Below are 18,459 nucleotides of genomic sequence, written 5' to 3' on the forward strand. Positions count from 1 at the left end.
CGCGCCGCGACTACGATGCCGACCGCATTTGCACAAACCGTCGAAGCCCGCTTTGCCGAACTCACGCCCACCTCCAAGCGCGTCGCCAGTTACATGCTGGCGAATCTCGACCGGCTCGGCCTCGAAAACGCCGACCAGATCGCCCAGCAAGCCGGCACCAGCGGCATTTCGGTGGGCCGGTTCTTGCGCAGCATCGGCTACCAGAACCTGGATGACCTGAAGCGCGAACTGCGCGGCGCGCAGGAGCGTCCGTGGCTGATCACCGACCGGCTCGACGCATTTCGCCGTACCTCCGGCCAGCATGACGAAGCCACACCGGCCGCAAGCGAGCCCGATGTTGGCAACCCCGCCCTCGCCCACTCGCTCGAACTCGAAATCGGCGCGATCCAGCATGTCTACCAGCTTGCGCAATCGCCGGTGTTTGCCCGCGTGGCCGAACGCATCTCGAGCGCTGACGCCGTCTATATCCTCGGCATTCAGTCCACACGCGGCATCAGCAACGCTTTCTACAGCTACCTGGAGTACATCCGTCCGCGCGTGTTCTATTCGGACGGCATGTCGGGCTCGTATGTCGATTCGCTGAACTCCGGGTTCAAGTCGCCTTATCTGATCGTCACCGATACGCGCGCCTATTCGATGATCGCTCGCCGCTATTGCGAGGCGGCCACCCGCCGTGGGCTACCCTTCGCGCTCATCACGGATATTTACTGTCCGTGGGCGCGCGAATTCGACGGTGATCTTTTGCAGGTGAAGACCGATGTCGGTCAGTTCTGGGACTCGCTGGCGCCGCTCACGTGCCTGTTCAATCTGCTGATTTCGGCGATTGTCGAACGGCTCGGGCCGGGCATCGACGAGCGCGTTGCACGTAACCGTGAACTGCAGAGCGAGTTCGACCAGTTTGACCTTTGAGGCCGCATTCGCGGTAAGCCACGCGATTGACGGTCGGCTTACCGGCGGCCTCCGAGCTGCGCAATCGCATCAGGACGCGGTCGTCGCCGCAGCTTCCCCACCGAGATACGCGTCACGGATCCGTTCATCGCCGAGCAAGGACTCCGCCGTGCCTTCGAGCACGACGCGGCCGGTCTGCAACACGTAGCCGTAATGCGCGATCTCCAGCGCGAGGCTGGCGTTCTGCTCGACCATGAAGAAAGTCACGCCTTGCTGGTTGATCGTGTCGATCAATTCCAGCACTTTATCGACGTAGAGCGGCGACAAACCCATGGTGGGTTCGTCCATGCAGATCAGTTTCGGCCGGCTCATTAACGCGCGCGCCATAGCCAGCATCTGCTGTTCGCCACCCGAAAGCGTGCCCGCCTTTTGCGTCAGGCGCTCTTTCACGCGGGGGAAAAGGCCCAGCACGCGCTCATAATCTTCGTCGATGGCAACACGGTCGCGCCGTGTGTATGCGCCCATCAGCAGGTTTTCACGCACCGTCATGTCGCCGAACAGCCGCCGCGCCTCGGGTACGGACCCAACACCGCGCCGTACGATCTGCGGCGTACTGAGTCCTGTGATTGCCTCACCTTCGAACGTCACGCTGCCGGAGCGCGGCTTGTGCAGACCGAGAATCAGCTTCATGGTGGTCGATTTGCCGCTCGCGTTGCCGCCGAGCAAACTCACGATCTGCCCACGCCGGACTTGAAAATTGACGTCGAAATGCACCTGCACGGGACCGTAAAACGTCTCGATGTGTTCGAGTTTCAGTAGAGCGTCGCTCATCGTCGATGTTCCAGAAGTTCAGGCCGCGACGCGTACAGCCGCCGCACCGCCGACATTGCGATGGCCCAGATACGCTTCGATCACACGCGGATCGTTGCGCACGTCGCGCGGCAGCCCTTCGGCGATTTTCCCGCCGTTGTCGAGCACGACCACACGATCCGATAAGCGCATCACCATGTCGAGCTTGTGTTCAATCAGCAGGATGGTCAGTCCGCGCGCTTTCAGTTGCTGGATCAGCACCAGCATTTCGGCGGTTTCGGACTCGTTCATGCCGGCCGTCGGCTCGTCGAGCAGCAGGATCCGCGGATGCAAGGCGAGCGCACGGGCGATCTCGACGCGCCGGCGGTTCGCATACGACAGGCTATGCGCCGGATGATCGATACGCGGCGCGAGGCGCTCGCCAAACCCCGCGATGATCTCGCGCACTTCGTCGCGCAACGCCGCGTCTTCACGTCGGATCGAAGCGGGTCCGATCAGTGCGCGTGCGACTTCGGCGATGGCGCCGACAATTGGCCAACCCGTGCGAGTGGCCCGCAAACGCGCATGCGCGCCGATCAACACGTTGTCGAGCACGCTCAGATTGCCGAACACGCGGCCATGTTGAAACGTGCGCGCAAGTCCGAGCGCGGCGAGCTTTTCCGGCCGCACGCCGGTGATGTCCCGGCCGTCGAATTGCACGCTGCCACCGTCCGGCGTATCGAGCCCGGTGATCAGATTGAACAGCGTCGACTTGCCTGCGCCGTTCGGCCCGATCACGCTGACGAGTTCGCCTTCCGCAATCGAAAGATCAACGGCGTTCACCGCGGTCAGTCCGCCGAAGCGCCGTGTCACGCCGCGCACGTCGAGAAGGGTCTGTGTCATGTGCGCTCCGTCATACCGTTCCCAGCAAACCCTGCGGCCTGAACCGCACGAGCAGCAGCAATACCAGGCCGTAGATCAGCATCCGATAGTCGGCGGCCCAGCGGAAAATCTCCGGCAAGCCAATCAGCGCGACCGCGCCAACGATGCCGCCCAGCACGTTACCGAGGCCGCCGAGAATCACCATCGTCAAGGCGAGGATGGATACTTGCGAGTCGAAAGTCTGGTTGTTGATGTAGCTATACAGATGCGCCGCAATCCCGCCGCTAATGCCGGCAGCCAGACCGCCGAACGCAAACGCGATCGCCTTGTAGCGGTTCGGGCGAATCCCGTGCGAGCGCGCGGCGACCTCGTCTTCACGAATCGCCCGCAGCGTGCGGCCCAGATGGCAGCCCAACAGCCGCGTTTGTAGCAGCGCCAGCACGATCAGCACACCCAGCGCGAACCAGTAGATCGCACGCGCGCTGTCCGGCGTCCAGCCGAACACCGACAACGGCGCAATGCCCGCGATGCCGAGCGGGCCGCGCGTCAGACTGTCCCAGTTGAGGATCACGAGGCTCACTACTTCGCCGATGCCGAGCGTCGCAATCGATACGTAGTGACCGCGCAAACGGAACGCAGGATAAACCAGCAGCGTGCCCAGCGCGGCGGTGATCAGACCCGCGCAGAAGATCGTCACGACCGGCGACCAGCCGAGATTCGTCGACAGCAACGCCGACGCGTACGCACCGATCACCAGCAACGCAGCATGGCCGAGCGAAATCTGCCCAACCGTACCCGCCACCAGCGTCAGGCTCAACGCCAACATTCCGTACAGCCAGGCATTGGTGAGTGTTTGCAGGAGATAGGACGAACTGGCGACAAACGGCAGCGCAACCGCGGCCAGCGCCAGCGCAATCACCACGGCGCGCGGCACTTTCACCGCTTTTCCAGCGGACAGGAACGTGCCGGTCATCGGCTCGGGCGGCAAGCGGCGGCTGCCGCTAAAGAGTCCATTGGGACGCCACACAAGAAACAGCAACAGCAGCACGAACGCGAACAGATCGCGGTAACTGGTACCGAAGATCGCCACGCCATAACTCTCGACCAGACCCAGCAGCAGGCTGCCGACAATCGCGCCCGGCACGTTGCCCAGACCGCCGATCAGCAGAGCCACCACGCCCTTCAGCGTGGCCTGGAAGCCCATCGCCGGATCGATGCTGTTGTAGTACATGCCGACCAGCAAGCCGCTCACCCCGCCGAGCGCGCACGCGATCGCAAACACCGCCTGATTGACGCCGTTGACGTTGACGCCCATCTGCTGCGCCGCGTCCCGGTCCTGCGCAGTGGCGCGTACGGCCCAGCCGAGACGCGTGAAACGCAGGAACACATAGAGCACGGCAGCAGCCGTCACGCCGATGCCTGCGATCAGCAGATCCAGCGAGCCGATCGTTGCGCCGCCGACGCGAAAGTGCCAATCGGGCAGCGTGCTCGGCACCGGCCGCGGATCCGCGCCGAACAGCAGCTGCGCGCACTGATCGAGCACGAAGCTGATACCGATCGTCGCGAGTAGCGGCGCGATGCGTGCCGCGCCCTGCAGCGGCCGCAAGCCAATACGCTCGATCGCGATGCCCAGCAGCCCGCAGCCTATCACCACCGCCAGCAAAGCCAGCGGCAACGGCAACCCAAGCCGCGTCAGACACAGCCAGCCGATGAAGCTGCCGATCATGTACACCGAGCCGTGCGCAAAGTTGATCAGATGAGACACGCCAAAGATCAGCGCGAGTCCGACCGCCAGCAATGCATAGATATTGCCGACGATCAGTCCGTTGATCGTGTAGTCGAGCCATGAAGCCATAGCATTCAGATCCGGTGAGAAGCAGACACGTGAGCGTTGCTTGTGCGTTGCCCAGGCGTTATTTCGAAGCGACCAGCGGCTTAACACCATCCCATTGCGTGAACTGATTGTCCTTGACGACCAGGTACACGCTGCGCGCGCCGGCCACGCGGCGCGTCTGCGGGTCGAACTGCACCTTGCCGAAGATCAGGCTCGGCACGTCCTTGATCTGCTTCAGCCCGTCGTGCACCGCCTGACGGCTCACGCCGTAGCGGCGCATGACTTCAGCCGAGACGATCATCGCGTCGTAAGCGCGCGCGGCGAAGGTATCGGGCTCGCCGTTGTACTTCGCGCGATAACGCTGCACGAAGTCCTGCACTTCAGGCCGCTTGTCGCCGGGGAAGAAATTCGATTCGGTGAATACGCCGTTCACGGCCTCGCCGCCCAGTTCGAGAAACTTCGGCGAATAGACCGAGCCCACTGCCGCGATCGGTTGCGTCAAACCCGACGAACGCGCCTGGCGCACGATCTGCGCGCCATCCGCGTAGTACGAGATCAGCACGAGCGAATCGGGTTTCGCTTCGTTCACGCGCACCAGCGTCGCGCGGAAATCCTTTTCGGTCGGCTGATAGCCTTCAGCCGCGACGACCTGCGCGCCATCCTGTGCGGCGGCTTTCGCGAAAATGTCCTTGCTCGTGCGGCCCCAGTCGGTATTCAGATAGAGCACGGCAATGCGCTTGAAGCCGAGTTCTTTCGTCGCGTAGTGCGCGAGCAGCGGCTGCTCCTCGGCTTGACTCAGCGCCGTGCTCCACATGTAGTCGCCCCCCTTGGTGAAGTCGGGGTGCGAATTGGTGAAGCCGAATTGCACGAGTTGTCCGCGCTGATAAATCGGCGACGCTGCCATCGAGGTCGTGCTCGACAGGTCACCCAGCTCCAGCAGAATGCGCGGATCACCGACAAACTTTTGCGCGATCGATACGGCCTGACGCGGGTCGCCACGGCTGTCCTCGAAGTCGTACGCGAGCGGTCGGCCCTTGATGCCGCCCTGGCTGTTGATCTGCTCCAGTGCGAGATCGAAGCCGCGCTTCCACTGCGTGCCGTATTGCGCGTCCTGTCCGGTCAGCGGGCCACTCACGCCGATCAGATACGGCTCGCCCGTCGCGGCGCCGGCGTAGGCCGGCGAGGTTGCTGCGATGCCCGCCACTGCTGCGAGCACCGGCAGCGTTTTCAGCCAGCGTGACCAGTTGGTCCGCGACGATTTGGATACGTGTTTCATGTTTGCCCCGCCTGTCAGCTTCAAAGTGGGGCCATGTAACCACGGTGAATTCCGGCGAACCAACGAAGTTTTGGGAATATGGTTATCACTCTGGAGAAGGTGCCTCCGCTCGCTCGCGGCAACGCGACGAGCCCGTGTTCACGCCCATGCGCAGACACGCCGAGGTATCTCATTGACGCAATTGACTTTTCTCTCTTCCGACACGCGCCATATGAAACAGAATCTGCGGCGCCACGCACTCGCCCGCGAATCCGCTTCGCACTTTTTCGGTTGTCGATATCGGAATTCATTATATAAATCCCGTATTCAGACGACCCTACAATGCGCAGACCGAATTGCCAGGGCGAGTCATGGAGCTGCATCAACTCGAAGCATTTTCGGCGGTTATGTCCGCCGGCAGCATCACCGGTGCGGGACGTTTGCTAGAACGCTCGCAGCCAGCCGTCACGCGTCAGATTCAGGAACTAGAGGCGGATCTCGGCTATGCGCTGTTCAATCGCAACGGTCCGCGTGTGACGCCGACGGATCGCGCGTTTCTGCTTTACGAAGAAGTCGAGCGTTCGCTAATCGGGCTGAAGACCATCGAGCAACGGGCGCGCGCCATCGGCCTCGACGAAGCGGAACCGCTGCGCGTGGCGGCCACGCCCGCGCTGGCGGCGTCGATCGTGCCGCCAGCCATCGCCTCGCTGCCGCCGCTCGGCCACGCCCCGCAATTCCAGTTACGCAGTTTGTCGGCGGAACACGTCGTGCATGAAGTCCTGACCCGTACCGCGGATATCGGTCTGGTCACGCTGCCGATTGGGCATGCAGGGCTCGACATCCACTGGATCGCCGAAGCGCCCTGCGTGGCGCTCGTGCAGAGCGGCGACCCGCTCGCCACGCAACCGCAAATCGCGCTGCGCGATCTGGCGGACCGGCGCATCGTCACCGTGGCGAACCGGTTTCGGCTGCGGCATCGGATCGACGCCGCGTTCGCGGCCGCGCGTATTTCCGCCGACGTGTTTCTCGAAACCAACGCATCGTTGAACGCGGTGATGGCCGCTCGCGCGGGCGCCGGTGTCGCAATTGTGGACCCCGCCACCGGACTCGGCCTGTCGATCGAGGGCGTGACGGCGCGGCCGCTCGACTGCGCGATTCCGTTCTTCTTCGGCGTCGTGACGCCGGCAGGCAAACCACGCCGCGCGGCCGTCGACGCGTTGCTGCAATCCATCGAACACGCGACCCGCGAACTGCTGGAAGACGTAGTGCTACATCCTGCCCAGCAACACGATGCACTGCTACAGCGCGAAACGCGCGTCTCCCGCACGCGCACCAAACACCCGGAACACACAGCATGAATCGCCTTGCCGCACTCGAAGCCCGCTTGCGTGAAGATCTGCGCTGGCTGGAATTGCCCGCACCCTCGTGGGTCCCGCCGCGTTTCGCCGGCGCTGAACGCGTACTCGATGTCGTCGTGATCGGCGGCGGCATGGCGGGGCTCGCTGCGGCGGCGGAACTGCGCTGGCTCGGCATCGACAATCTGCAGGTGTTCGACCGCGCGCCATCAGGACGCGAAGGCCCATGGGTATCGTTCGCGCGAATGGAAACGCTGCGCTCGCCCAAGCAACTCACGGGGCCCGCACTGCGCATGCCGGCCCTCACGTTTCGCGCGTGGTACGAAGCGCAATTCGGCGGCGGCGCGTGGGATGCGCTCTACAAGATTCCGCGAACACAGTGGATGGACTATTTGCGCTGGTATCGCGAGGTGCTCGATCTGCCGGTGCAAAACGACACCACGTTGACCTCGCTGCGTCCGCGCGACGACGGCCTGCTTGAACTCGATCTCGCCGATGCGAGTGGGCAGCGCGCGGTGCTCGCGCGGCATGTCGTGCTCGCCACCGGACGCGACGGCTTGGGCGGCCCGTCTGTACCCGCCATCGCCAATACGGTTGCACACCGCTACTGGGCGCACTCCGCGGATGCAATCGATTTCGCTGCATTGGCCGGCAAGCGTGTCGGCGTCGTCGGCGCGGGTGCATCCGCCTTCGACAATGCCGCGACCGCGCTCGAAGCGGGTGCGGCCAGCGTCGATCTGTTTATCCGCCGCGACGATATTCCGCGCGTGAACAAGCTGACGGGCATCGGCAGTCCGGGGCTCGTGCACGGTTTCGCCGATCTCGACGACGCATCCAAATGGCGTTTCCTGCACTACGCACAGGCTGAGCAAACACCGCCGCCAAGAGACAGCGTGCTGCGGGTTTCACGCCATGCGGGCGCACGCTTTCACGTCGGCAGCCCGCTTGTTGCCCTCAATAAACTCGACGATGACGCGCTCGCTATAACGACGCCGAAGGGTCGCTACGTGGTCGACTTTCTGATCTTCGCGACCGGTTTTCATTCGGATATCGCCACGCGCGCCGAATTCGCGCCGTTCGCCCGCTTTGTACGGCGCTGGAAAGACCGCTATCAGGCAGACCCGTCGCTGCCTTCGTACGAACTGGCCGAGTCGCCGGATCTCGGCGCCGCGTTCGCGTTTCAGGAGCGCGATCCAGGCACATGTGGCGCGCTGACGCAGATCCATTGCTTCAATCATGCAGCGAGCCTCAGCCACGGCAAGCTCTCCGGCGACATCCCCGCGATCAGCGATGGCGCGCAGCGTCTGGCGCGCGGCATCGCAAGCCGCCTGTTCGACGCGGATCGCGAGCGGCACTACGAGGCGCTGCTTGCCTTCGACACGGCTGAGCTTCGAGGGGACGAATGGACCGATGCGGATGCATCGTCCGACACTTCACGCGCTCACCTGCAAGCAGAGAACGCCGCTGACAGCACTGCTGAAAACGCCGCCGAAAACACAGATTAACCCGCCGGAGCAGACATGACCGACCTCGCGTCACCGACTCAACCCGCAGCGCCCTCAGGCGCGGACACCATCGACACCCTCGCCGGCCTGCAAGCCGGCAGCCCACTCGCTGCGATTCGCCAAGCCCGCGACAAAGTCGCACTGCACACGCAACGCAGCGAAGACGCGTTGTTCGATCCGGCGTTGCCCGACCTGTCGCCGCAGGAGCGTTTGTTTGCCGCGTGGTATGCCTCGCGCCTCTCGCTGGCCAATGACCTCGCCGATGCCTACTCGACGAAGCTCATCGCCACTGGCGCACAGCCCGCCACGCTCGACGCAATCGAAGCGGGCACGCTCGACCCCGCCACCGACGCTCGCCTGATCGCGATCCTCTCGCACGTCAAACTGCTGACTATCACACCAGTCAAAGCACGCCCCGAGCATCTGCAAACGCTGCAGCAAGCCGGCATCACGACACGCGGCATCATCGCGTTGTCACAGCTGATCGCGTTTGTCACTTATCAATTGCGCGTGGTAGCAGGCCTGAAGGCATTGCGCGCCGCACAGGAGGCAGCATGAGCCAGGTCAACACCAGTGCATCGCCGGTTGAGCGGCTCAACGGCTTCACCTTCGATACGCTCGGCTGGCGCGCGTGGCTCGACACGGTCAGCCTCGCCGGCGCCACACTAGAGCAGATCGCCGTGCTCGAAGAGAGCCATCCGCACGCCAAGACCTCCGACTACTATCTGCTGCTGGTCCAGCAGGCGGAAATTCTGCGCCAGCGCTCCGGGGTCTTCAACGCGATCATGTATGCGCCAGGCGGCCTGCCGCGCGCCGAGCGTGAACTCGCCAGCACCGTGGTTTCGCGCCTGAACGGCTGCGTGTATTGCGCTTCGGTGCATGCACAACGATTCGGTCAGCTCGCGAAGCGGACCGACGCGATCGAACAGGTTTTTGAAGACCCGTCGACCGCAGGCACCACGGAGCGCGAGCGCGCAATCATCCGGTACGCGATCGAACTGACTGAACACCCTGAAGGCGTCGACGCCGCCACTATCAAGCGGCTCGAAGCAAACGGCCTGACGCAGGCGGAGATTCTCGATCTGACTCACGCTATCGCGATCTTCGCGTGGGCCAACCGCTTGATGCTCACGCTTGGAGAACCGGTGTTTCCGCATGCCGAATAGGCCATCAGCCGCATTGCGGTATCCTCACGGGCTCGTTCAGAAGGAGGATGGATTCATGAAGTTTTCGATTTGCGTGGCGGTTGCCGCCCTGACGCTGTCCGCCACCGCATACGCGCAAACCTCGCAAACCTTTCGCTTCGGCGAAGGCCAGAGCTCGCTGCCGTCCGGCAATGCCCATCCGGCACCCGCTCCCGGTGCCCAGGCCCAACAGCCGCAACCGATGCAGGCCCAGCCGCAACAGCAGGCGGCGGAAAATGCTCCGGCCAAGGCCAAGCCGAAGCACAAGGCAAAGCATCATCGGCATCATCGTGGGCATGTGACGCAGCCGGATACGTACTCGCATAACTGATCGGCGAAACGCCTGCCACGCGCAGGCGTCTTCGCGACGAAAATCCGTAGCGCCCGGCGCAGCCGTATGGCCGGGCGCTACGCGCCATCCCTCGATCGCGCCGGCCACCTATGCATACGCGGATACTGCCTAAAAATCCCGGCGATTTTTGATTCGCTTCAAATTCTCGCCCGCGGCGGGCATAGTGAAACGTATCCTCAGACTCACCGCCGACAGGACCACGTATGAGCACCACCCGCCCCGCGCCCTCCACGCCCCATTCAGCCGACTCCACTGCCACCCCGCTGTCCACCGCGCCCTTGATCCGCGATGCCACCGAAGCCGATCTATCCGCGATCCAGGCGATCTACGCGCACCACGTACTGACCGGCGTCGCTTCGTTCGAAGAAATTCCGCCTTCCGTCGACGACTTGCGCACGCGGCTCGCGTCGGTACGCAGTCACGGGCTGCCGTACATGGTGGCCGAGATCGACGGCGAAGTCGCCGGCTACTGTTACGCGACGCCGTACCGGCCGCGCGCCGCCTATCGCAACACGATCGAAGATTCGATCTATGTGAGCGACGCCTATCGCGGGCGCGGCCTGGGACGCGTGCTACTGCAGGCGCTAATCGAGCGCTGCGAAACCGGACCGTGGCGCCAGATGGTCGCCGTGATCGCCGACGGCGGCAGCGGCGGTTCACTCTCTCTGCATGCGCAGTTGGGCTTCGAATTGACCGGCACGTTGAAGGCGGTCGGCTTCAAGCACGGCCGGTGGCTCGACACCACGCTGATGCAGCGGACGTTGGGCGTGGGCGATTCGACCGTGCCGGACGACGTGGCGCGTTAAAATCCCCTCATGCCCAAAACGCCGCCCCCTATTCCGCCTTCGTCCGACGCCCCGAGCGTCCCGGCAAGCGCTACGCCGCGCAACGAATACACCGTCGACGAACTCGCTCGTGTGACCGACACCACCGTGCGCAACGTGCGCGCCTATCAGGACCGCGGCCTGCTCGAGCCGCCGGAAAAGCGCGGCCGCGTCGGCGTGTATGACGACACGCATGTCTCGCGTCTGAAGCTGATCAATCACCTGCTTACGCGCGGCTACACGCTCGCGAACATCCAGGATCTGATCATGGCCGTCGACGAAGGCCACGATCTGCGTTCGATCCTCGGCCTCGAAACTGCGATCGGCAGCCGCTGGTCGCGCGAACGGCCGAAAAAATACTCGCTGATCGAACTGCTGCAAATGTTCGGCGACAAAGCCTCGCCGAGCGCCCTCGGCAAAGCGGTTGATCTGGGTTTGCTGGAGCGCGACGGCCTCTCCTTCGTGTCCGGCAGCCCAACAGCGCTGGCCGCCGGCGCGACCATGGCCAAGGAAGGCATTCCGCTCGCCGACCTGCTCGACGCCGTGGGTATCGCCAGACCGCATTTCAATGCGGTCGCCAAGGCGCTGGTCGATCTGGTGGTCCGTCAACTGGACCGCTATGACGCCGACGCCCTGCCGCCGCCCGCCGACGTGCCCGCCCTGGTCGACGCGATCTGGCGGGTGCGGCCGCTGGCGATGGTGCTGGTAGAAAGCGAAATGAACCGTGCGCTGGAAGAAGCCTCCGGCGACTATCTCGGCGACCGGGTCGCGGCGATCATGGAAAAGAAGCTGGGTCACGTGCCCGAAGGCACGGCGGCCGAGCGCGCCGCGGCAAAGAAAGATAAACCCAGGAAATAGCGTTGCACGCGGCCATTTGCTCCCGCTAGCGGTGCTGCTCGCGTGCGCGGCGAGCGCGTCCCCTTTCAGCGAGCAAGCAGGCGCTTTCATGCCCCGGCCGTACGCGTGCGCGTCATATTCAAATCTGCATTGCTTCGTTTGATCGGCGGGACGTCCATGCGACGATCTTCGACTAATCGAACGCAATGGAGATTCGCAGGATGTCCCGACATACCCGTATTTCGCTACACGTCGCCGCTGCGTTGCTGGCGGCGCTCACCACATTCAGCGCGAGCGCGCAGAGCACCAGTAATGGCAACGGCAGCGAGCCGGCCAACGTGCTGCGCATCGGCTATCAGAAATCGGGCTTGCTCGCGATCCTCAAGGCGCAAGGCTCGCTCGACGAAAAGCTCAAGCCGCTCGGCTACAGCATCAAGTGGTTCGAATTTCCGGCCGGCCCGCAACTGCTTGAAGCACTGAACGCGAACAGCGTCGACTTCGGCTACACCGGCGCGCCGCCGCCCGTGTTCGCACAGGCCGGCGGCGTGAGCTTCGTGTATGTCGGCGCGGAGCCGTCAGGGCGTCATGCTGAAGCGATTCTGGTCCGAAACGATTCCGCGCTGCATAGCGTGGCGGAATTGAAGGGCAAGCGCGTCGCGCTGCAGAAGGGTTCCAGCGCGAACTATCTGCTGCTCGAAGCGCTGAAAAAAGCCGGCCTGCGTTACGAAGACGTTCGCCCGGTCTATCTGGCGCCCGCCGATGCGCGCGCCGCCTTCGAAAGCGGCACCGTCGATGCATGGGCGATCTGGGACCCTTACTATGCGTCCGCACAGCAGGCGCTGAAGGCGCGCACGCTGGTCGATTATTCGGAACTCAACAGCCCCCATAACTTCTATGAGGCCACACGTGACTTCGCGCAGCAGCATCCGGATGTGATCGGTGCGATTCTTGGACAGTTGCGCATCACCGGCCTATGGGTAAATGACCATCCGGTGGAAACTGCCGCGCTGATCGCGCCGAAGGTCGGCCTCGATCAGAAGCTGGTCGAAACCTGGGTGCGCCGTTATCCGTACGGCACCACCGCCGTGACCGACGAGATCGTGCGCTCGCAGCAGGTCGTCGCGGATGCGTTTTACGGCGCGCATCTGATTCCGCAAAAAATCACGGTGAAGGACAACGTCTGGCAGAACCGCGAGGTGGCTGCGGCTCTGGCCGCGAAGTGAAGCGGCAGCACGGCCGTGCTGCCGTGCGTGCTGCACGTCTTACGCATAGCCTGCGTAGCCAGGAACAGCGGACCCGCCGGTCCGCTTTTTTACGCCTGATGCTCTCATCTTTATTTCACATTACGAAAATTCTGTGGCCAGTCTTAGAGCCCAGGGTCTAACAGCCCGCTTGCGTCGTCCGTTGACAGCCTTTATTGTTACATCAACCAATGTAACAGTTAAGAGCGAACAACAAGGAGACGGATCGGATGAACGCACGCATGATGCCCCCCGACGACGCGGCGCCCAACGCATCCGCGCCCGTCGACACCGATATCGCCATCATCGGTTCCGGCTTTGCCGGCCTCGGCATGGCGATCCGGCTTCGGCAAGCCGGCATGACCGATTTCGTCATCGCCGAAAAGGCCGAGTCGGTCGGCGGCACCTGGCGCGACAACCACTACCCGGGTTGTGCCTGCGACGTGCAATCCCACGTCTATTCGTTTTCCTTCGCCCCGAATCCGCGCTGGACCCGCATGTTCGCGCGTCAGCCGGAAATTCGCGCCTATCTGGAAGAATGCACGCAACGCTTCGGTATCCAGCGTCATCTGCGCTTCGGCCATGAACTGGCCTCCGCGATCTACGACGAAACCCGCCACCGCTGGCAACTGACGTTCGCAAACGGCCAGCAATGGTCGGCGCGCGTGCTGATCTCGGGCATGGGCGGACTGTCACGCGCGGCCCTGCCGAACATTCCCGGCATCGAGACATTCAAGGGTAAAGCGTTCCACTCGCAGCACTGGGACCACACGTATCCGCTCGAAGGCAAACGCGTCGCGGTGATCGGCACCGGGGCGAGCGCGATCCAGTTCGTGCCGCAGATCGCGCCGCGCGTCTCGCATCTGAACCTGTTCCAGCGCACGCCGCCGTGGATCATGCCCAAGGCCGACCGCGCGGTGAAGCCGTTCGAACAGTGGTTGTTCAAGCATCTGCCGTTCACGCAGAAGATCATGCGTTCGGCGCTCTACTGCATGCTCGAATCGCGCGCCTTCGGCTTCGCGATTCATCCAACGCTCATGAAAACCGCGCAGAAAGTCGCGGAACGCCATCTGCGCCGCCAGGTGCCCGATCCGCAACTGCGCGCCACCCTCACGCCGAACTACACGATGGGCTGCAAGCGCATCCTGATCTCGAACGACTACTTCCCCGCGCTGTCGCGCCAGAACGTGGCGGTGACGACCGCCGGCATCGCCCGCGTCGAAGAAGATGCGGTGATCACGACCGACGGCACGCGTCATCCGGCCGACTGCCTGATCTTCGGCACCGGTTTTCAGGTGGCTGATCCGTTTCCGGCGGGTGTGGTGCGTGGCCGTGGCGGCGTCGATATCGTCGATACGTGGCGCGATGGCGCGCATGCGTATCTCGGTACGACGCTGCCTGGTTATCCGAACTTCTTCATGATCGTCGGCCCGAACACCGGCCTCGGTCACAACTCGATGGTGTTCATGATCGAGTCGCAGGTCGAATACGTGCTGCGCGCGCTGAAGACGATGAACGCGGAACGCGCCGATGCGATCGAAGTGCGTCCGCATGTCGAACGCGCCTACAACGAACAGATCCAGCAGAAACTCGGCCGCGCAATCTGGTCGACGGGCGGCTGCAAGAGTTGGTATCTCGATCCGAAAACCGGCAAGAACACCACGCTGTGGCCAGGATTCGCCTACAAATTCCGCCAGGCGACCAGCACCTTCAGCATGGAGGATTACCTCGCGTATTCGCCCGCGGTGCAACCGCCAGGCGGCCACGCCGGCTCGCAGCAGCAACCCGTGCATGCACATGGACATGGCAATGCAGCCGCGACATCCGCCGAAGCAACCTGAATAAGCATAACGACAAGGCACCGTTCAGAGAGGACAGGAGATAAGCCAATGAAGAACTTCACCGACAGAGTGGCCGCGATCACCGGCGCAGGCTCGGGCATGGGCCGTTCGCTCGCGATCCGGCTGGCGCGCGAAGGCTGCCACCTCGCGCTCGCCGATCGCAATGCCGCGGGCCTCGCCGAAACCGCGCAACTTGCGCAGGCCGCCGCGCCGCATATCGTCGGCTCGCCGCTGCGTATCACTACGCGTGTGCTCGACGTATCGGACCGCGCCGCGATGTTCGAATGGGCCGCCGAAACGGCCGCGCAGCATCAGCGCGTGAACCTCGTGTTCAACAACGCGGGCGTGGCGCTGTCGAGCACCATCGAAGGTATGGAGTACGCCGACCTGGAGTGGATCGTCAACATCAATTTCTGGGGCGTAGTGCATGGCACGAAGGCGTTTCTGCCGTATATCAAGGCCTCCGGTGCGGGACACATCGTCAATACGTCGAGCGTGTTCGGCCTGTTCTCGCAGCCCGGCATGAGCGGCTACAACGCGACCAAGTTCGCCGTGCGCGGCTTTACCGAAGCATTGCGCCAGGAACTCGATCTGATGAAGTGCGGCGTGTCGGCCACCTGCGTGCACCCGGGCGGCATTCGCACCAGCATCGCGCAGTCGAGCCGGATCTCGTCGAACATGGTCGGCTTCATGCTGGAAAACGAACAGCAAGGTAAGGACGACTTCGAGAAGTTTTTCATCACCACCGCCGACGAAGCCGCACGTGTAATTCTCGACGGCGTGCGCAAGAACAAGCGGCGCGTGCTGATCGGCCGCGATGCGCGCGCCGCCGACTGGTTGGCGCGCACGTTGCCGGCGGCCTATCAGGCGCTGGTCGTGATGCAGACGCGCCGTATGAAACGCGTTGCGGAAAAGCGCGCACGCCGCGCCGCGCAAGTGGACGGCCGGCGTGCGTGATGCGTCGCCCGATGGCGTGCAGCGCGCAACGCAATTCACACGATCAGCACGATCAGCACAATCAACAGGACATAAAGGAAAACAAGGAGAATGGCCATGATGCCGGTTCGCCGCGACCTCCGCTTCAACTTACCGCCCGAACGTGCCTCGGATTGGCACGTGCAGGGCTCGCATGTGACACACTTCTTCAATGCGCTTTCGCTGCTCTTCCCTGCCGGCGAACGTTTCTTCATGGACAGCGTGCGCAACTACCGCGACCAGATCGACGACCCCGTGCTGAAAAAACAGGTGCTCGGCTTCATCGGCCAGGAAGCGATGCATACGCGCGAACACATCGAATACAACGATCTGTTGCAGGAAGCCGGTTTGCCCGCGCATAAGCTCGACAAGCGCCTGTGGGCGATTCTCAACTTCGGCCGCAAGATCCTGCCGCATTCGTATCAACTCGCGGTCACGGTCTGCCTCGAGCATTACACGGCGATGCTTGCCGGCTTGTTGCTGGAAGACGCATCGCGTATCGGCGGTTCGGTCGAAGGCTATACGCAGATGTGGACGTGGCATGCGCTCGAAGAAACGGAACACAAGTCGGTTTCGTACGACGTGTGGAATGCGGTGCTGAAGCCCGGCCTCGGACGCTATCTGCTGCGCACCGGCACGATGCTCGCCACGACGCTGACCTTCTGGCTGATCGTGTTCGACTTCCACGTGCGTCTGCTAATCGCCGATCGCAAACGCGGCGGCCATATCCGCGGCATGTGGCGCGTCGTGAAGTATCTGTACGGCCCGCGCCATGGCGTGTTTCCGCGTATTGCCGGTGAATGGCTGAGCTTTTTCCGGCCGAGCTTCCATCCGTGGGATCACGACAATCGCGCACAACTGTCGCGCATCGACGGGCTCATCGCCGCGGTCGACGCCACCAACGCGGCCATGCCGAGCGCCCGCAAAGCCGCACGACGTGGCGTGCAGGCGGCCGCGTGATACGCGACACGCTGTCGGTCGAAGCCGGCGACGTGCGGCTCGCGGTCTACGTGAGTGGACCGCGCGACGCGCCACCGATCGTGCTCGTGCACGGTTACCCCGATTCGGCGGCAGTGTGGGAGCCGGTCCGCGCGCAACTCGACGCGCGCTACCGCGTCATCAGCTATGACGTGCGTGGCGCCGGGGCATCCGGCGCGCCCGAGTCGCGCGCGGCTTACCGGCTCGAACGGTTGGCCGCCGATCTCGCGGCCGTCGCGGATGCAACATGCGGCGCGCGGCCGTTTCACCTGGTCGGCCACGACTGGGGTTCGATTCAAAGCTGGGAAGCGGTCACTGATCCGACCTTCAAAGACCGCATTGCGTCGTACACGTCGATCTCAGGGCCGTGCCTCGATCATGCGTCTTTCGGCTTACGCGGTGCTGGTGCTGGTGCTAGCGCCGATCGTGCGGAACAGTCCAATGCGCATCGGGCAGCTAAGCGCCCGTTCGGCAGCGGCGTTCGGCAAGCACTCAAATCCTGGTACATCTTCTTCTTTCACCTACCGTTGCTGCCGGAGTTGGTATGGCGCGCCGGCGGCGCACGCATGTGGCCGCTATGGCTGCGCCTGACCGAACGGGTGCGCCCTGAACGCGATCTTGCGCAGATGCGCAACGCGATCAACGGCCTGAATCTTTATCGCGCCAATTTCATCGACAAATTGCTGTACCCACGCGCGCGTCACGCACATGCGCCGGTGCAATTCATCGTGCCGCTGCGCGATCGCTACGTCGGGCCCGAGCTCTCCATTGGACTCGAAGGCTGGCTCGGCCCGTATAGCCGCACTGAAATCGATGCCGGCCATTGGGTCGTATTGCGCGAACCCGAACGTATCGCGGCAGGCATCGAGTGCTTTGTCGAGCAACACAGGGCACAGCAGCTATCAGACAACGGCGGCTCCGGCACCTCGACGGTCACCGCTCGCGCGGCAGGCGCGTGAACAGCGTCGGATAGTCGATCACGAGGCCGTCTTCATCCACCGTCAGGTCCGCGGTGAAATTGCGGAAGATGCCTTCATAGCGATACACGCGATTCAACTCGATGCACGAATACGCCTGCTCGGCCCGCGTAACCTGTAGATCCGGTGTCGAAATATAGGCCACGGAAATCGGCTGACGCTCGCCTTCGGTTAGTTGCAAACGGCGGATCGGCAACGTGTTCGTATAGGGTGTGGCGGCGATATCGATATCGATGCAGCCTTCAATCGCGCTCAGTACGAGGCCGTGGCCATCATGCCAATGGCCGGCGCCGTCGCCGTGCAATTCCAGCTCAGCGCCGCCGACGATCTTCAGCCACGCATACGTGGTGCGCCATTGCGCATCGCAGCGCACCTTATAGTGCAAACCATATTCCTTGCCGTAGCGCTGCCCGACCAGGACGCTTTCCACTGCAAAACCGTCCGCGTGCGCGTCGAACGCCAGATGTTCGAAGCCGTCGCCCTCTTCCGATGCCCACCTTAGTTCACGCATCAGCCTCTCTCCTTGTGGAACGGCGCGGCAAACGCGCCGGGTTTCTATCGTAGCGTGAAAGTTTTCGGTTCGCCGACGCATCTTTTTCGGCTTTCGGCTCTATGGCGCGCATGTGTCGCAAATAGCCACTATCAACGGCGGCGATCCCCGGCGCGGCGCCAGTAGCCTATGCTCGCGGTTCATTCTTAACCTGATCCGCTGCGCGCGGCCGACCTGCACGCGGCAAAGTCG

At 63.3% G+C, this 18,459-nt stretch carries 18 protein-coding genes; 13 read left to right on the forward strand and 5 right to left on the reverse strand.

Translation table 11 applies throughout. From position 1 onward, the window contains the following. Positions 1 to 15: 15 nt before the first annotated feature. A complete protein-coding gene (gene sapR / locus PQQ86_RS30695) occupies positions 16 to 909 on the forward strand; it encodes a sap1 transcriptional regulator SapR (protein ID WP_408275633.1) in 894 nt (297 codons plus the stop codon). A gap of 69 nt (positions 910 to 978) precedes the next feature. Here the strand turns inward: sapR and PQQ86_RS30700 are convergent, their stop codons facing one another. Genes PQQ86_RS30700 through PQQ86_RS30715 form a run of 4 tightly spaced genes read right to left on the reverse strand, consistent with a single transcriptional unit; the run spans position 979 to position 5,669 of the window. Next, entirely contained in the window at positions 979 to 1,719 is a 741-nt protein-coding gene (locus PQQ86_RS30700; RefSeq protein WP_408275636.1) for an ABC transporter ATP-binding protein, read from the reverse strand. A gap of 18 nt (positions 1,720 to 1,737) precedes the next feature. Continuing rightward, a complete protein-coding gene (locus tag PQQ86_RS30705) occupies positions 1,738 to 2,580 on the reverse strand; it encodes an ABC transporter ATP-binding protein (protein ID WP_408275638.1) in 843 nt (280 codons plus the stop codon). Positions 2,581 to 2,590: 10 nt separating this feature from the next. Next, the gene (locus PQQ86_RS30710) at positions 2,591 to 4,414 is read right to left on the reverse strand and encodes an ABC transporter permease (RefSeq protein ID WP_408275640.1); all 1,824 of its coding nucleotides are present in this window, start codon (positions 4,412 to 4,414) and stop codon (positions 2,591 to 2,593) included. Between the two features lie 58 nt (positions 4,415 to 4,472). After that, positions 4,473 to 5,669, reverse strand: coding sequence for an ABC transporter substrate-binding protein (locus PQQ86_RS30715; protein WP_408275642.1), 1,197 nt, complete (start codon positions 5,667 to 5,669; stop codon positions 4,473 to 4,475). 350 nt (positions 5,670 to 6,019) lie between these two features. Between PQQ86_RS30715 and PQQ86_RS30720 the strand changes: the two genes are divergently transcribed. The 12 genes from PQQ86_RS30720 to PQQ86_RS30775 all read left to right on the forward strand — a co-directional run bounded on the left by PQQ86_RS30720 (position 6,020) and on the right by PQQ86_RS30775 (position 17,699). Beyond that, positions 6,020 to 7,006 carry a LysR family transcriptional regulator gene (locus PQQ86_RS30720; RefSeq protein ID WP_408275645.1) on the forward strand — a complete coding sequence of 329 codons (987 nt, stop codon included), beginning with the start codon at positions 6,020 to 6,022 and terminating at the stop codon, positions 7,004 to 7,006. Beyond that, positions 7,003 to 8,508: an NAD(P)-binding domain-containing protein gene (locus PQQ86_RS30725; protein WP_408275648.1), complete on the forward strand. Its 1,506-nt coding sequence runs from the start codon at positions 7,003 to 7,005 to the stop codon at positions 8,506 to 8,508. Before PQQ86_RS30720 ends, PQQ86_RS30725 begins: the two co-directional genes overlap by 4 nt. Positions 8,509 to 8,523: 15 nt before the next feature. After that, positions 8,524 to 9,066 carry a CMD domain protein gene (locus tag PQQ86_RS30730; RefSeq protein WP_408275651.1) on the forward strand — a complete coding sequence of 181 codons (543 nt, stop codon included), beginning with the start codon at positions 8,524 to 8,526 and terminating at the stop codon, positions 9,064 to 9,066. After that, positions 9,063 to 9,674, forward strand: coding sequence for a peroxidase-related enzyme (locus PQQ86_RS30735; protein ID WP_408275653.1), 612 nt, complete (start codon positions 9,063 to 9,065; stop codon positions 9,672 to 9,674). Before PQQ86_RS30730 ends, PQQ86_RS30735 begins: the two co-directional genes overlap by 4 nt. Positions 9,675 to 9,729: 55 nt before the next feature. After that, positions 9,730 to 10,023: a hypothetical protein gene (locus PQQ86_RS30740; RefSeq protein ID WP_408275656.1), complete on the forward strand. Its 294-nt coding sequence runs from the start codon at positions 9,730 to 9,732 to the stop codon at positions 10,021 to 10,023. A 224-nt stretch (positions 10,024 to 10,247) separates the two neighbouring features. After that, complete coding sequence (locus tag PQQ86_RS30745) at positions 10,248 to 10,850, forward strand: GNAT family N-acetyltransferase (protein WP_408275658.1); 603 nt, start codon at positions 10,248 to 10,250, stop codon at positions 10,848 to 10,850. Positions 10,851 to 10,859: 9 nt separating this feature from the next. Further along, positions 10,860 to 11,726, forward strand: coding sequence for a MerR family transcriptional regulator (locus PQQ86_RS30750; RefSeq protein WP_408275661.1), 867 nt, complete (start codon positions 10,860 to 10,862; stop codon positions 11,724 to 11,726). Between the two features lie 200 nt (positions 11,727 to 11,926). Then, positions 11,927 to 12,928: a sulfonate ABC transporter substrate-binding protein gene (locus PQQ86_RS30755; protein ID WP_408275664.1), complete on the forward strand. Its 1,002-nt coding sequence runs from the start codon at positions 11,927 to 11,929 to the stop codon at positions 12,926 to 12,928. A 248-nt stretch (positions 12,929 to 13,176) separates the two neighbouring features. Next, positions 13,177 to 14,787 carry a flavin-containing monooxygenase gene (locus PQQ86_RS30760; protein ID WP_408275667.1) on the forward strand — a complete coding sequence of 537 codons (1,611 nt, stop codon included), beginning with the start codon at positions 13,177 to 13,179 and terminating at the stop codon, positions 14,785 to 14,787. 48 nt (positions 14,788 to 14,835) lie between these two features. Continuing rightward, on the forward strand, positions 14,836 to 15,744 hold the full coding sequence (locus PQQ86_RS30765; protein ID WP_408275670.1) for an SDR family NAD(P)-dependent oxidoreductase: 909 nt from the start codon (positions 14,836 to 14,838) through the stop codon (positions 15,742 to 15,744). Between the two features lie 96 nt (positions 15,745 to 15,840). Beyond that, the gene (locus PQQ86_RS30770) at positions 15,841 to 16,722 is read left to right on the forward strand and encodes a metal-dependent hydrolase (RefSeq protein WP_408275673.1); all 882 of its coding nucleotides are present in this window, start codon (positions 15,841 to 15,843) and stop codon (positions 16,720 to 16,722) included. Continuing rightward, entirely contained in the window at positions 16,719 to 17,699 is a 981-nt protein-coding gene (locus tag PQQ86_RS30775) for an alpha/beta fold hydrolase (RefSeq protein WP_408275676.1), read from the forward strand. Before PQQ86_RS30770 ends, PQQ86_RS30775 begins: the two co-directional genes overlap by 4 nt. On the opposite strand, the gene PQQ86_RS30780 is transcribed toward PQQ86_RS30775, so the two are convergent. Then, the gene (locus tag PQQ86_RS30780; protein WP_408275679.1) at positions 17,674 to 18,228 is read right to left on the reverse strand and encodes a putative glycolipid-binding domain-containing protein; all 555 of its coding nucleotides are present in this window, start codon (positions 18,226 to 18,228) and stop codon (positions 17,674 to 17,676) included. The genes PQQ86_RS30775 and PQQ86_RS30780 overlap by 26 nt on opposite strands. Positions 18,229 to 18,459: the final 231 nt, after the last annotated feature.

The sequence above is a fragment of the Paraburkholderia sediminicola genome (assembly GCF_046026675.1).
In the GTDB taxonomy this organism is placed as follows: Bacteria; Pseudomonadota; Gammaproteobacteria; order Burkholderiales; family Burkholderiaceae; genus Paraburkholderia; species Paraburkholderia sediminicola_F.